The following is a 15,320-nucleotide window of genomic DNA, read 5'->3' as shown; positions in this document are numbered from 1 at the left end:
TATTTAGTTTTGTTTGGTTACGATGAGGATCTGGTTGTTCACCACTTTGGTAACGGTCACCAGCGCGCCGGTGGGAATGGGCTCGGTATCGTCCGTCATGGCGTCCAGCTCGCGGAAGGCGCCTTGCACCTGCAGGTTGATCTTTCCCATGCCGCTGCGCGAAGGCGGTACGCTGAGATATACGGTAGCGGTGGACCGCAGGGCATTCTCCATGCGGAGTGTGCCGTTGTAGGCCAGCTTGCCCGTGTAATAGAAGATGGCAGCCATCAGCAGCATCATGGCCAAACCTGCCGCGGAACTGATGATCACCGTGAGGGCAGGGGAAAGTTCGCTGTGAATGCAGGCCAGCCCCGTCCACCCGAAAATGGTGAAGAAGCCGAACATATTGCGGATGGTGAAGAACTGGAACCCGATGCCATCGTCTGCATCCAGCATATCGTCCACATCGCCGGTGGCATGGTCGTGATCGCCTCCAATAAGGCTGAGGGCATTCTGCACGAGAAAGAACAATGAAAAGAGGATGGCAACGCTCCAGTATACCTTTTCAAAGATGGGCAGTGGCCCGAACCAATCCATAATGTTTAACAAACTGCTCATAAGCAAGGGATATTGAACCGTCAAGTTAATGAAAATCCGTTAAGACGGGTTTTATAATTTGTGTACGGTAAAGCAAAAAAGAACCGTCCGCCCGCAAGGCTGCTTAAAAAAGCGAACCCGGGGGCGGACGCCCGCATTGCCGGAAGGATCCGGGAAATGTTGTTGAATATCGCTAACACAAAAATTGCAAAACACTGCTTCCCGGAACCCAGGAAGTGGTTTTATCAGTTACATGGAAAGCGGCCATGAGCTGACCCTGGGGCAATTCGGTGGCGGTATAGAAAAACCGGAGATTGTCCTGCTTCAGTTGCAACAGTTCTTTCACGGCCACCACCATGCCGGATTGTTTACCGGTGGCATCTGCAAATTTCCATTCGCGGATAGTGCCGCCTTTATCGTCTTTCACGGTGAGCTTGCGGCCGGTGCCGATCTTCCCGCAATGGCTGTAGTGGAAGGTGAGCTGGTCGTTTGCATTGGCTTTGTCCAGCCGGAGATTGGAAAGCTTCACGGATTCGCCGACGTACTGTTCATGAATGAGCTGGTTGTTGAGGTACACCTTCAGGTGGTCCCTTCCTGTGCCGCTGCCGGCTTGTGTTGTAATGGCTAAAAGGCAGAAGGAGAGGAGGGCGGCTGTTTGCTTAAAAAAGGATGAGCGTTGCATATACTATCAGTTTTAGGTGAATGTTGACAGTACAAAGCAACGCAAACGCCGCTTCACGGCGGAATGGGTTTGACGACCGGGAGGGTTTGCTTGACGTAAGGGCGGATACGCTTATTCTTTCAGCGCATCTCCCGGTATGCGGGCAGCGGCAACGGCCAGCAGGAAGTCGTACAAAGGTACGTCTCCCGGCACTTCCAGCTTTTTGCGCAGGCGGTACCTGCTGGTTTCAACGCCTCTCACGGAAATGCCCAGTGATTGGGCGATCTCTTTCGTGGTGAGATTGATGCGCAGGTAAGCGCAAAGTTTCATGTCCGTAGTGCTGAGATCGGGGTAACGGGCTTTGAGTGTGGAAAGGAAATTGTTGTGCACTTCGTCGAAGTGTTGAGAGAACTGCTGCCAGTCTTCTGTATCCTGCTCCGCTTCGTCGAACAGGCGCAGCACTTTTTTGAAAGGGTAATGGGGCAGCGGTTCTATTTTTTTGATGGCCAGCAGCAGCTCTTCACGGATATTAAAAAGCAGCTTGCCTCGCTGCAACAGGTGCATGGTGGCGGTGGCCAGTTCTTTGTTCTTGAATTGTATCTCGCTCGCGAGCTTGTCGTGCTGCAGGCTGATCAGCTGTTTTTCGCGCTGTTCTTTTTCGTATTCGTGGTGAAGGATGAGTTGTTGCTGTTCCCGGCGGTGACGTTGCTGCTGCGCGGCGAATTTCCGTTTCTGCAGCCGGTAACCGCCCCAGGTGAAAACAAGCAGCAGCACTGCGTACAGGCTTTTGGCGGGCAGGCTCAGGTGCCAGGGTGGCAGGATGCGGAAGGCATAAGCGGCCGCGGCGGAAATATTGCCGAGATGGTCGCGCGCTTTTACCTGGAAAGTGTAGTGGCCATGCGGCAGGTTGGTATAATCTTTTTCTGTGCGCGCGGTCCATTCGCTCCAGGCAGGGTCGAAGCCTTCCAGCCGGTAACTGAATTCCATATTGCTGCCGTGCCCGCATGCAGGGGAGGCATATTCGAAATGAAAACCGGCGTAGGAGGAGGGAAGGGTCTTGAAAGCGGCTTTACCCGGGGGAAGGAACCCTCCGAAAAGCAGGCTGTCGCCGCCTCCGCGGGCGCTTACCCGGCTGATCATCACACGCGGCTCTTTTTTTGGCTGCCGGTATTTTTTGTAGTTGATGTGATACATGCCTTTCTCGCCGCCGATGAACACGTTTTGTTCATTATAAGGGTAAATGTTCTCAAAACCGCTTACGATCATGCCTTTCAGTTCGGGGAAGTACATGACCCGGTAGGGCTTGCCGTCATGTTTATGGTGAAAGTCCACCACACCGGGCGTTTTGCCGGATACGAACCAGATGTTCCCGCCCGCGTCTTCGGTCATGAACTGTACAGGCGCTGCACCCAGCATGGAAAACAGCCAGGGCGAGGGCACAAACGTTTGCCTGACGGGATCGAATTCATAAATGCCGGCTTGTGTGGCCACCACCATCCTGCCGCGGATGCGGAACACGAAGTTGTTATTGTCTGAAGGCAAGCCATGGCGGCTGGTGAAAAGGGTGAAGCGCAGCGTGGTGTCGCGGTCTGTTACGATGCGGTAAACGCCGCGGTAAGGATGGGAGGCCCAGATTACGCTGTCTTGTTCCGCGGTAAGGAACCGCAGGGACTCGAACAGCACATTCACCTGGCGGGCTTTGCCAAAAGTGTCATCCTGTTGATGCATAGTGCGCAACCCGTTGTAGCAGCCGATGAGCGTGCGGTGTGCCTGCGGCAGGAATAGCCAGCAGCCGGTGCTTTTCAGCAAGGGTTCCGCTCTTTCGCCACGCACATTAAACGCGCCTTCATGATGCCCCATCAGCAACTGCCCGCCGGAAACGGCAAGGCTCCATACCTGGCCGCCGGACTGCCTCACTTTGCGGAAGCGGTTTTGCTGAAAGCTCAGGTCTTCATAACCACCAGGCCCCGGCGATAGGATCGTTCCGCTATGCCCGCCTGCGGGCATCTTCCCGTTATAGCCCGCTGTAACCGGCATCCGGCGTAGTGTGGCGCTGTTGCCGGGAGCTTCGCCTTCTTCCAGCGGCGTGGCAAACAGCCCGTCGGATGTGCCGATGTAGAGCTGCCCGTTGAACACCCGGGCCGCATAAGTGGTAAGGTACTGGTGTTTGTCCGGGTGGATCTGTTTGATGGCGTTGCTGTACCGGATCATGTCTATGCCATTGTCCAGCGCCAGCCAGAGGTTATGGCCCGGGTCAGGGAATATTTTCCGCACGCTGCTGTGCTGCAATCCTTCCTGCAGGCCAAATTGCTGGATGACGGCGCCCGTCCGCCTGTCAAGGATATAACAGCCCGCTTCCGCCGTGCCTGCCAATAGCTGGTTGTTTTCCCAATCCAGGGCGCATTGTATGCGGGCTTTTTGCAGGGCTGCCGTTGCGGGTGTGCTGTAGGGGTAAAGCTCGCCGTCATGCAGTTTAAAAATGCCATGTTTGTAAGTGAATAGCAGCAGCGTATCACCGGGGTGGTCGAGCACAGCGGTAACCAGCAGTTGCCTGGCTGCAACGGCCCGGCCAACCTGCTTCCAGCCGCTGCCGGTAAATTGCACCAGGCCCAGCCGCGCGTCCTGCGCATACAGTCCGCGGCCGGTGCTGCACAACAGGCGCCATTCTCCCGGCGCATGGTATACCTGTACGCGGTTGCCATGGTAAGCGAATATTTTGTTGTTGCTCCTGAAGAACATGGCGCCGTTATAAGGCACTATGTTCCAGATATCTGCAAATTCCCTTTCACCCGCGGGGATCAGCGGCTTGAGCGAAGTGTACCGCAGCACCCCATCCGCATCGGCGAGATAATACCCGAAATCGTCCTGCGCGCCCGCATAGATCCGCCCGCCGTCTCCCGCCTTTACGGAGCGCATGCGGGTGTGATTGGGCACGGGGAACATCTTCCAGCCGTGGCCATCGAACGTGAGCAGGCCTTCATTATTGGCAAAATAGAGAATGCCCAGGGAGTCCATATCCGCATCCCAGGTTTGGCCGCCGCCGGAATATTGTTGTTTGCTGAAATGAAGCACGGAAGGGGTGCCTATCAGCTGGCGCGCATGGGTAAAAGATGCCCAGAGCATGGGCAGCACAAACAACAGGCCTTTCATTTTCATAACGTTTGAATAAAAATATAATAAATCCCGGTGAAGTAGGCGCGGCGTATTTAACCGCTATTGACTTCCAGCAATTTAGGAATTCCTGAAGTAGAATTGACGTACCCCGGCGCAGGGTATCCTGCTGTTTAATTGGGGATATTTGAACCCGGTAGCCACGTTATAGAAAACACTTCCGCCCAAACCGCCCGGAACGGAAGAGAGCACTATATAATCATCATTCAAACCCGCTATTATTCACACGTTAACTGAAAAACTATGAAACTTCAATCCTTATTTCTGCCGGCATCTGCTGCGCTGGCATCTCTGCTGTTCTTTACAGTATCCTGCACAAAAGACCGGAAAGCCCCCTCCCGGGAAAAAGTACCGCTGGAGGACAAAAGATCCGCCGTTCAGGCCCAGGCGCTGCAATTGGTATGGCAGGACGAATTCAACGGCACCAGCCTTGACCAGTCAAAATGGGGCTACGAGAACGGCGACCTTGGCGTGAACAATGAGCAGCAGTATTACCAGACGGCCAACGTAGCCGTAACCGGCGGCAACCTGGTGATCACCGCCCGTAAACAAAGCGTGGGCGGCAAACCTTATACCTCGGGCCGCATCAACACCAACGGCAAATTCTCCAAACGTTATGGCCGCATCGAAGCCAATATCAAACTGCCGGCTGTACAAGGCCTCTGGCCCGCCTTCTGGATGCTGGGTACCAACATCGGTACGCCGGGCGTAGGCTGGCCGCGTTGCGGGGAGATAGACATCATGGAGCATGTGAACACCGGCAGTACCGTGCTCGGCACGATCCATTGGTGGAACACCGCCTACAGCTACTACGGCGGCAATACCACCACTTCGCCCACGAACTTCCACGTATACGCTATTGAATGGGACGCCAGCAGCATCCGCTGGTATGTGGACGGCGTGCAATTCCACACGGCAAACATTCTCAACAATATCAACGGCACCGAAGAGTTCCACAACAATTTCTTCATCCTGCTCAACCTCGCCGTGGGCGGCAACCTGCCGGGCCAGACGATCAACGACAATGCGCTGCCTGCCACGATGCTGGTAGATTATGTGCGGGTATATGAGATTGTGAACAACCCCGGCGGAGCGCCCATCGGCTCGGTGATTTCCCTGAGAGGTAACAATGGTCAATATGCCAGCGGGGAAAACGGCACACAGGCCATGCGCTGCAACAGGCCCGCTGTGCAGGCATGGGAACAGTTCACCGTGGTAGATGCAGGCGGCGGCAAAGTGGCGCTTCGGAGCATGAGCAAATATGTTTCTTCAGAGAACGGCGCGCAGCCTATTACCTGCAGCCGCGCCACCATTGGCGACTGGGAGAAATTCGACTGGGTGTCTAACAGCGACGGCACATTTTCTTTACGGGGCAACAACGGTTTTCACATATCCAGCGAGAACGGTACGCAGGCCATGACCTGCAACCGTGCTACCATAGGCGGATGGGAGAAGTTCACTTATTAGTCTGTCTATTATTTCACGTATAAGAAAACAAAAATGCGAAAAATGAAATTCCACTTCCATGCAACCGGCGCAGCCATCCTGGTGCTCGCACTTTTCATTACATCCTGTTCCAAACCCGCTGCTGAAGAGCAGGAACAGCCCGTATCACTGGGCAACGAAACATCCGCCACAGACGTGGGGATCATGGCTATCAACGGCTCGTTCTCCGAAAACTGGAACAGCTACACTCACGGCACGCAATATTCCCAATCGCAGGCGGAGGCAGATTTTGGGAACATCAGCGGCTGGAACGCCGGGCGTTCCATGATCTCCAACGGCAACCTCCGCATCACGCTTGAGCCCAATGCCCTTTCCGGCGCGGGCGGCGTAGTCTCCAACATCGACGTGTCTGACGGTTCGGAATACCAGGTGAGCTTTACCATCCGCTTCCACAGTGCTTTTGATTGGAGCAGGGGCGGCAAGCTGGGCTTCGGCCTGCTCATCGGCGACGGCAATACCGGCGGCGACCCCGGCTGGGACGGCAATGGCGGCAGCTTCCGGCTGATGTGGTACAATAACAATGGCAGGATCTATTTCCATCCCTACGTGTATCACCGCGACCAGGCCGGCAACTACGGCGATAACTTCGGCGTAAGCTATCCTTCTTCGGGCAGCCTCGCAAAAAGCCAGACCTACAACGTGACCCTGTATGCCAAAAGCAACACCGGCTCCAACACCAACGGCCGCGCGCGTTTGATCATCAACGGCACTACCGTGCTGGACAGGGCCATGCGCTGGACCACCAACGACTCCAAACGCCTGATCCGCAACATAAGTTTCCACACTTTCCGCGGCGGCAGCCAGAGCTACTGGATGAGCTCCTCCGTTGGGTATGTATATTACGACGACCTGGTGGTGACCAGGATCAACTAACATAAAGGTTTCTCCCGCCGCACTGTGATCCATAGAACCGGGTATCTGAGTGTTCCCGGTTCTATTTCTCTTTCCCATTCATCCACACCACTTTTTGCTCCGGCACATTTTCCTGCCCGATGATATCCCTGTACAGCGCGGGGTTGCGTGCTTTCCTGTAACGGTAGCCGCCCGCCTGCTGCAGCTTTTCGGGAGTGATGAGCGCAATGGCGTAATCGTTGTCCAGCTTCCGGCATTCGGCAATGATGTCGCCGAAAGGATCGAGGATCATGGAGCAGCCGTTTTTCAGCTGATCGTCGTCCATGCCAATAGGATTTGAGAATACTGCGTAAACGGCGTTGTCATATGCGCGGGCGGGCAGCCACTTCATGAGCCAGGCCCTGCCTTTCAGCCCGTCGAATTCCTGGCGCAGGGAAGTAGGGTCCTGCAGGCGGTTCTCCCAGAGCTTCGGGTCCACGAATCCCGCGCCGGGCCTTGTGCTGGGGGTGCACATGGTCACATGCGGCATGAAGATGATATCCGCGCCTAAAAGCGCCGTGGCGCGCACGTTTTCGATGATGTTGTTGTCGTAACAAATGAGGATGCCGCATTTCCAGCCCAGCAGCTCAAACACCACGTACCGGTCGCCTTTGCTGAGATACGGGTTGATGAACGGGTGAAGCTTGCGGTATTTGGCCACCAGGCCGTTCTTATCCACGCACACATATGCTTTGAAGAGATCGTTGCGCTCATCTTTTTCGAAGAGTCCCGCCAGTATCACAATATCCAGTTCTTCAGCGATCTGCCGGAGCGCCTCAATGCTCGGGCCGGAAGGGATGAGCTCTGCCAGGTCCAGCATCTGCTGCCGGTCCAGGTGGCGGGCAAATGTATAGCCGGTCACGGAGCATTCGTGGAAGGCGATCACGTCGGCGCCGCCTGCTTTGGCTGCCGCCGCGAGGTCCCTGATCACGGAAAGGTTCTGTTTCTTATCCCCGCTGCTGTTCTCGAATTGTGCGGTCGCTATTTTGATCGGTCTCATCTTTGTTGGGTTTAAGATGGCTAATCTAAAGAAAATACCGGTCATGATAAAACATTGGAGGGAATGCCGGGGCGTACCCTGCTTTTTCGTATTTTGTCTGCTCTTCCACAAAAATGAAAACATGAAACACTTCTTTTCACTATTGGCATTCAGTATCATTTTCCAGTTCGCTACAGCACAATCTAAGGACGAAACGGCGGTAGCCGCAGCCGTGCAATCGCTACGCAGCGCCATGATAGATGCTGACAAAGCGGCCCTTGAAAAACTCACTGCCGCCAGGCTGAGCTATGGCCACTCCAACGGGAGGATCGAAGACAAGACTACGTTCATCGGCAATCTTGTAAGCGGCCAGTCAGACTTCGTAACCATGGACCTTTCCGCGCAAACCATCGCCATCACCGGGCAAACGGCCATCGTGCGCCACACGCTGGGCGGGCAGATCAACGACGGGGGGAAAGCGGGCACGGTAAACCTCCATATTCTATTGGTATTTGGTAAAGAAGGCGGGCAATGGAAGCTGGTGGCCAGGCAGGCGGTGAAAATCCCCCCGGTACAATAAACGGATGTTCTTCTCACAAAGGAAAGGAGATGCGGTGAAGCATCTCCTTTTTTATGCGTAAATACAAGCAATGAAACTGATCAGCCCTGATGTTATTTTGTCCTCTTTCCTGTTTGTGAGTTTGGTTAAATTCCTGTTGTGAGCAATCGTTCGCATAAAAAATGTGCGATCGTTTGCAATTTGTTTCCGGGGCAGAGGGAACTCCCGGTGGAAACAAATTTTCCTGGAAGTATTATTTTGTGTGTTGTTGCATGGCAGGGAATTTCATTGCTAATAAGTGTGACCGTTTTAGCACGCCGGCCCGGTCCCCGCCGGCGCGGCTGTATTATTTCAGGGGATTAAGAACCTGTTAACAGGAAATTTGTCTAAAAAACATGATTTTAGGTTAAAATCACGTCTTAAAATCCTATAAGTATAAGTATTTTATGAAATGGATCACTCTCCAGCGCCCGGAAATGGAAACTATCGCCTGCTCATGGCTCATCCTCCGTTTCATCGATCCTGATGCAGAGATAGTATATGTTGAACCTGAAATGCTCACAGCCACCCTCGCGGAAAGAGACGTTATCCCGTTTAATATAAAAGGCTCCTCGTATTATACCCGCCATCCCGACGAATGCCTGTTTGATGTGTTCATGCAGAAACACCGGCTTACAGGCCCGGCCCTTGAAGAAGTGGCCAATATCGTGAGAGGCGCGGCTACCGGCCATTTCCACCTCACCCCGCAATCTTCCGGCCTCCGCGCTATTGCCGCCGGTTTGGCGCATAAGGAATATAATGGCCAAACGCTGCTGCAGCAAAGCCTGCTCATCTACGACGCGCTCTACAACTGGGCCGGGCATGTGCGCAAACCTTTGCTGCCGGATGCGGAAAGCAAATTGATGGAAGTATTTCACCGGTTCATCACGCAGAAGTATGCAGACAGGGCGAAGAAACCCGAATGGGTCAGGGAGATCGCGGCCTTTGTGCAGGATGATATCGATACCAACCTTTCGCTGAAACTCGCCGGCCTGGCTGAACGGCTGAGGGTAGACGCCGGCAGCCTTACCCAACACCCTGACCATCACGCGTTCGGGGAAGAGATCCGCCGCCTGCGCATGGAAAAAGCCATGCAGCTGATGGAAGAAGACATCTACTCGCTCTCCGAGATTGCTTATATGACGGGCTTTTCGGACCAGGGCCATTTTTCCCGCATCTTCGGCAAACATTATGGCAAAACCCCCACAGGCCACCTGAAAACGATCAGGGCGCAAAAGGAAAAGCAGGAAAAAGAATAGTTCCGGAATTTGTATTATCTTAATATGTGCGTAAACGTTTGCATCATACCGGCTTAACGTTTCGGATTTCACGTTTGTACCATTCACCAGCAAGGCCAAAGCGCCGGTATAAGGAGCTGTAGATCATTTCCAACACCACGTATGAAAACGGAGCGGCATTGCCGGCCCCATTCCTGCGTTACCCAAAGCACAGGCCCATGATAAACATCAACGGATCATTACAGCCGCAGCACCTCGCTGCCCGGCTTCAGCAGTTCTGGCAACTTTCCGCCCAAAAGATCCTGCACATCGAAGAACACTACAATACCGCCCAGGGCGCCCCCGTGTTCACCCGCCAGGGGCAGTACACCACCCGCGGCTGGACGGAATGGACGCAGGGTTTTCAATATGGCTCAGCCATCCTGCAATACGACGCTACGGACGACGACCGTTTCCTCGACATCGGGCGGCACAATACCGTGCAGTACATGGCGCCGCACCTGAGCCACACCGGCGTGCATGATCATGGTTTCAACAACGTCAGCACCTACGGCAACCTGCTGCGCCTCATCCGCGAAGAACGCATCCCGGCGGATGAATGGGAGATCAATTTCTATGAGCTCGCCCTGAAAGTCTCAGGGGCGGTGCAGGCGGCCCGTTTCACGCCCGTTGCAGGCGGCGGGGGATATATTTATTCTTTCAACGGCCCTCATTCATTGTTTGTAGACACCATCCGCAGTTGCCGCATCCTCATGGTCAGCCACCAGCTCGGCCATGTGCTGCAGGGGGAGAACGATGTGCGCATCAGCCTGCTGGAACGCGCGCTGCAGCACATGAAAGCCACCGCTACGTACAACATCTGGTACGGTGAAGGCCGCGATGCGTATGATGAAAGAGGCCGCACGGCGCATGAATGCATCTTCAATACGAACGACGGCAACTTCCGCGCGCCCAATGCGCAGCAGGGCTTCTCCGGCTTCACCACGTGGACGCGCGGCCTGGCATGGGCCATGCTTGGCTTCGCGGAAGAGCTGGAATTCCTGGCGAACATCCCTTCCGCCAAACAACACCTGCCCTGGTTAGAAAAGGCCGCCAGGGCCACTTGTGATTTTTATATCCAACATACACCCGCAGATGGCGTGCCTTACTGGGACACGGGCGCGCCGGGCCTCGCCAGGATGGGCGATTACCTGTCCAAACCCGCCGATCCCTTTAACCCGTACGAGCCGGTAGACAGCTCGGCTGCGGCCATCGCGGCGCAGGGCCTCATCCGCCTGGGCAAATACCTCGGCGGCGAAGACGGCAAACAATATTTCCAGGCGGGCCTCACCATCCTGCAAACCCTGTTGGAAGAGCCTTATCTGAGCACCAATGCATCACACCAGGGACTGCTGCTGCACACGATCTACCACCGGCCTAACGGTTGGGACTATACGCCAAAAGAAGGACAGGCCCCCTACGGCGAATCCTGTATGTGGGGCGATTATCATATACGCGAGCTGGCGCTCACCGTGCAGCGCCTCATCACCGGCGAGCCTTATTATGCATTCTTTAATTGTGTGGCATGAACAGGCTTTGCGTGCACACCATCACCACCAAACCGCTGAGCATTGAGCAGGCGGCTGAGGCCTATCCCAAAGCAGGCGTAGGCGGCATCACCGTTTGGCGCGACGCGCTGGAAGGCCGGGATGTCGCTGCCACCGGCCGTTTGCTGCGGGACGCGGGATTGGAGATCGTATCGCTTTGCCGGGGCGGCTTTTTCCCGCATATGGAAGCAGCCGGCAGGCAGACGGCGATAGAAGACAATCTCCGCGCTATCGAAGAAGCGGCCGCGTTGGGCGCGCCCATGATCGTGCTGGTATGCGGAGCGGCGCCGGGGCAGCCGCTGGAAACATCGCGCAGGCAGATCGCTGAAGGCATTGCGGCCATAGAACCTTATGCCAAATCCGCAGGCGTCAGGCTCGCTATAGAACCGCTGCACCCCATGTATGCGGATTCCCGTTCGGCCATCAACACGCTTTCCCAGGCAAACGGCCTGGCGGAACAGCTGGATTCCCCCTTTGTTGGCGTAGCGGTAGACGTGTACCATCTCTGGTGGGATCCCGCGCTGCAACAGGAGATCATCCGCTGCGGCAGCAACGGCAAGCTGTTCGCCTTCCACATCTGCGACTGGCGCGTGCCCACCCGCGACCTGCTGCTGGACCGGGCGCTGATGGGCGAAGGCTGCATTCCTGTGAAGCAGATACGGCAATGGGTGGAGTCCACCGGTTTTGAAGGGTATCATGAAGTGGAAATATTTTCCACGGAATACTGGGCGGGCGATCAGCTGGCTTTCCTTGAAAAAATAAAACAGGCATACATCCATCATTCCTGAAAACAACATCACATGGCTGATACACAAAAGATCATTCACCGCATTGGCATCATCATGAACGGCGTAACCGGCAGGATGGGCACCAACCAGCACCTGCTGCGGTCCATTGTGCCGATCATACAACAGGGCGGCGTAAAGCTCAGCGACACAGAATACATTCTCCCCGAACCGCTGCTGGTGGGCCGCAACACGGCCAGGCTGAAGGCGCTGGCGGAAAGAAGCGGCATCGAAGCATATACCACAGACCTGGATGCTGCCTTAAAAGACGCGCGTTACAGCATTTATTTCGACGCACAAACCACCGGCATGCGCGCGGAGAGCGTGCGTAAGGCCGTGGCGGCCGGCAAACATATTTATTGTGAAAAACCCATCGCTTCAGGAACCGCCGTGGCCATGGAGTTGTACAGGCTCTGCGAAGAAGCCGGTGTGAAACACGGCGTGGTGCAGGATAAGCTCTGGCTGCCCGGGTTGCTTCGCCTGAAACGATTGATACAACAGGATTTCTTCGGGCGAATATTATCCGTGAAAGGAGAGTTCGGCTACTGGGTGTTTGAAGGGCATTCCATTCCCGCACAGCGCCCCAGCTGGAATTACAGGAAAGAAGACGAAGGCGGCATCATCCTGGATATGCTGTGCCACTGGCGGTATGTGCTGGACAACCTGTTCGGCGAAGTGAAAGCCGTATCCTGCCTCGGCGCCACGCACATACCCGAACGGATAAACGAAAAAGGAGAACCATATGCCTGCACGGCAGACGATGCGGCCTATGCCACGTTTGAGCTGGAAGGCGGCGTCATCGCGCATTTCAACTCATCATGGACCACGCGCGTGCGCCGCGACGACCTGCTTACGCTCCAGGTAGACGGCACGCATGGTTCCGCTGTAGCCGGCCTGCGCGATTGTTATGTGCAACATTATGGGCACACGCCGAAGCCTGTATGGAACCCGGATGTGGAGCAACCGATCAAATTTTTTGAAGGCTGGGCGAAAGTGCCCGACCAGGAGGCGTACGATAATGCCTTCAAGGTGCAATGGGAATTATTCCTGCGCCACGTAGTCAAAAATGAACCGTTTCCCTGGAACCTGAAAGAAGGCGCCAAAGGGGTACAACTGGCGGAGAAAGGCCTGGAAAGCTGGGCAAAACGCTGCTGGGTAAATATCGATCCGTTATGAAACAGGAAGACCGGAAAGAAAAAAGAACGGCGCTCGTCACCGGCGGCAGCCGCGGCATCGGCCTGGGCATTGCCAGGCACCTTGCGCAGCAGGGCTTCAACCTGGCCATCAACGGCGTGCGCGCTGAAGATGCGGTGCAGGAAGCGCTGCAATCATTGCGGGCAGCAGGAGCGGAGGTGATCTATTGCCCCGGCGACGTATCCGACGCCGCGCAGCGGGAACAGGTGCTGCAAAAGGCCTGGGACCATTTCGGGGTGCTGCATGTGCTGGTCAACAATGCAGGCGTGGCGCCCAGAGAAAGGAAAGACATCCTGGAAACCACGGAAGAAAGCTACGACCGCCTGCTGGACACTAACCTGAAAGGCGCATTTTTCCTCTCGCAGGCCGTGGCCAACCGCATGCTGCAAACGCCTGAGCTGAATGGCTGCATTATCAATATTTCCTCCATCTCCGCAACAGTGGCGTCTGTGAACCGGGGAGAATACTGCATTGCCAAAGCGGGCATGAGTATGATGACGCAGCTGTTCGCCGTTAGGCTGGGCCCGCACGGCATTCCCGTATATGAAGTAAGACCGGGCGTGATCGCAACGGATATGACCGCCGGCGTGCATGAAAAATATGACCGGCTGATTGAGAACGGCCTGCTCGTGCAGCCCCGCTGGGGCCTGCCGGACGATGTAGGGAAAGCCGTAGCCATGCTGGCTTCCGGCGCGCTGCCTTATTCCACGGGGCAGGTAGTGATGGTAGACGGCGGCCTTACCATTTCCAGATTATGATCTTAAATCCAACGTATGACCCGGACAAATTCCACGGCCAGGGAACTGCTGCGCCTGCCTGTATTGGTTGCAGCCTTCGGTTACCTGGTAGACATGTACGACCTTTTTCTTTTCAGCGTGGTGCGCGTGCCCAGCCTGCAATCGCTCGGCCTGAAGGATGATGAGCTGTTGCATAAAGGCGCGCTGCTGCTGAATGTGCAAATGTTCGGCCTGCTCCTCGGCGGCATCCTCTGGGGCGTGCTGGGCGATAAAAAGGGAAGGCTCTCCGTGCTGTTCGGTTCCATCCTGATCTATTCCCTGGCCAATATCGCGAACGGCTTCGTGGAAACGGTGCCGCAATACGCTTTCATGCGGTTCATCGCCGGCATAGGGCTGGCAGGGGAATTGGGCGCGGGTGTTACGCTTGTCACGGAAGTGCTGCCGCGGAAAATAAGAGGATATGGCACTACGCTGGTGGCTACACTGGGCGTGATCGGGGCCATCATGGCGTATTTCATGGCCGACCTTTTCCAGTGGCGCATATCGTACTTTATCGGCGGGGGACTGGGTTTGCTGTTGCTGCTGTTGCGTGTGCGGGTGCTGGAGTCCGGCATTTATGCGAAAACAAAAGCGATGCAGGTATCGAGAGGGAATTTCCTGTCGTTGTTTACGCATAGCGGCAAAGCGCTGCGTTACCTGCAATGTATCGCCATCGGTTTGCCGATATGGTTTGCCGTGGGCATTCTCATCACGTTCTCTCCCGAGTTTGGCAGGGCCATGAACCTGTCTGCCCCCGTAGTGGCGGGCAAAGCGGTGATGCTCGCCTTTGCGGGCCAGGTGTTCGTCGATATCGCCAGCGGGCTGCTCAGCCAGCTGGTGCGCAGCAGGAAAAAGATCATCCTGTTATTCCTGCTGCTGTCCGCGGTCATGATCGCCGTTTATTTATTCCTCCCGTTCAAAGACGTTACTACCTTCTATATCGTTTGCGCATTGCTCGGTTTTACGAACGGCTACTGGGCTTTGTTCGTAACCGTGGCGGCGGAATTGTTCGGCACCAACCTGCGTGCAACGGTGGCCACAACCGTTCCCAATTTTGTAAGGGGCGCGGTGATCCCGCTCACTACTTTGTTCCTCTACCTGAGACCTTTATGGGGCGTGCTTTACAGCGCGGCTGCGGTGGGTTTGCTTACCATGGTCGTTGCGCTGCTGGCCCTGCGGGGCTTAGCCGAAACCTTTGAAAAAGATCTTGATTACACGGAATAGATTTGTCCGGATACGGACAAATCTGTGCAATATCGTACAGGATAACCTGGTATGGCTGTATGAAAATGAATGAGTTAGGTGATGGCATTAAACTTGCCTGCCGGAGTTATCATTGTTAGCGAAATTTTAATGCCC

At 55.3% G+C, this 15,320-nt stretch carries 13 protein-coding genes; 9 read left to right on the top strand and 4 right to left on the bottom strand.

Annotation, left to right across the window (positions count from 1 at the left end):
• Positions 1–3: 3 nt before the first annotated feature.
• From R3I13_RS10015 to R3I13_RS10005, 3 genes are all read right to left on the bottom strand, one after another.
• On the bottom strand, positions 4–597 hold the full coding sequence (locus R3I13_RS10015) for a hypothetical protein (protein WP_346317804.1): 594 nt from the start codon (positions 595–597) through the stop codon (positions 4–6).
• Positions 598–769: 172 nt separating this feature from the next.
• The gene (locus tag R3I13_RS10010) at positions 770–1,258 is read right to left on the bottom strand and encodes a hypothetical protein (RefSeq protein WP_346317803.1); all 489 of its coding nucleotides are present in this window, start codon (positions 1,256–1,258) and stop codon (positions 770–772) included.
• Between the two features lie 111 nt (positions 1,259–1,369).
• Complete coding sequence (locus tag R3I13_RS10005; protein WP_346317802.1) at positions 1,370–4,393, bottom strand: triple tyrosine motif-containing protein; 3,024 nt, start codon at positions 4,391–4,393, stop codon at positions 1,370–1,372.
• 258 nt (positions 4,394–4,651) lie between these two features.
• On the opposite strand from R3I13_RS10005, the gene R3I13_RS10000 reads away from it, so the two are divergent.
• Positions 4,652–5,875, top strand: coding sequence for a family 16 glycosylhydrolase (locus R3I13_RS10000; RefSeq protein WP_346317801.1), 1,224 nt, complete (start codon positions 4,652–4,654; stop codon positions 5,873–5,875).
• 42 nt (positions 5,876–5,917) lie between these two features.
• A complete protein-coding gene (locus R3I13_RS09995) occupies positions 5,918–6,787 on the top strand; it encodes a polysaccharide lyase (protein ID WP_346317800.1) in 870 nt (289 codons plus the stop codon).
• A gap of 61 nt (positions 6,788–6,848) precedes the next feature.
• Here R3I13_RS09995 and R3I13_RS09990 read toward each other — a convergent pair whose 3' ends face one another.
• Positions 6,849–7,805: a nitrilase family protein gene (locus tag R3I13_RS09990; RefSeq protein ID WP_346317799.1), complete on the bottom strand. Its 957-nt coding sequence runs from the start codon at positions 7,803–7,805 to the stop codon at positions 6,849–6,851.
• Positions 7,806–7,926: 121 nt separating this feature from the next.
• Here R3I13_RS09990 and R3I13_RS09985 point away from each other — a divergent pair, with 121 nt between their 5' ends.
• From R3I13_RS09985 to R3I13_RS09955, 7 genes are all read left to right on the top strand, one after another.
• Positions 7,927–8,364, top strand: a complete 438-nt coding sequence (locus R3I13_RS09985; protein WP_346317798.1) for a nuclear transport factor 2 family protein — start codon at positions 7,927–7,929, stop codon at positions 8,362–8,364.
• 425 nt (positions 8,365–8,789) lie between these two features.
• Positions 8,790–9,641 carry a chromate resistance protein ChrB domain-containing protein gene (locus tag R3I13_RS09980; RefSeq protein ID WP_346317797.1) on the top strand — a complete coding sequence of 284 codons (852 nt, stop codon included), beginning with the start codon at positions 8,790–8,792 and terminating at the stop codon, positions 9,639–9,641.
• 197 nt (positions 9,642–9,838) lie between these two features.
• On the top strand, positions 9,839–11,188 hold the full coding sequence (locus R3I13_RS09975; protein ID WP_346317796.1) for a glycosyl hydrolase: 1,350 nt from the start codon (positions 9,839–9,841) through the stop codon (positions 11,186–11,188).
• Positions 11,185–11,994: a sugar phosphate isomerase/epimerase family protein gene (locus R3I13_RS09970; RefSeq protein ID WP_346317795.1), complete on the top strand. Its 810-nt coding sequence runs from the start codon at positions 11,185–11,187 to the stop codon at positions 11,992–11,994. Before R3I13_RS09975 ends, R3I13_RS09970 begins: the two co-directional genes overlap by 4 nt.
• A gap of 12 nt (positions 11,995–12,006) precedes the next feature.
• On the top strand, positions 12,007–13,167 hold the full coding sequence (locus R3I13_RS09965) for a Gfo/Idh/MocA family oxidoreductase (protein ID WP_346317794.1): 1,161 nt from the start codon (positions 12,007–12,009) through the stop codon (positions 13,165–13,167).
• Positions 13,164–13,943 (top strand): 3-ketoacyl-ACP reductase, encoded by a 780-nt coding sequence (locus tag R3I13_RS09960; protein WP_346317793.1) that lies wholly within the window; start codon positions 13,164–13,166, stop codon positions 13,941–13,943. Before R3I13_RS09965 ends, R3I13_RS09960 begins: the two co-directional genes overlap by 4 nt.
• Positions 13,944–13,958: 15 nt before the next feature.
• Positions 13,959–15,185, top strand: coding sequence for an MFS transporter (locus R3I13_RS09955; protein WP_346317792.1), 1,227 nt, complete (start codon positions 13,959–13,961; stop codon positions 15,183–15,185).
• Positions 15,186–15,320 lie beyond the last annotated feature (135 nt).

It is taken from the genome of Chitinophaga sp. YIM B06452 (assembly GCF_039655965.1).
In the GTDB taxonomy this organism is placed as follows: Bacteria; Bacteroidota; Bacteroidia; order Chitinophagales; family Chitinophagaceae; genus Chitinophaga.
Note: the sequence above shows the minus strand (reverse complement) of the source record. Positions and strands in the feature narration are given on the sequence as shown.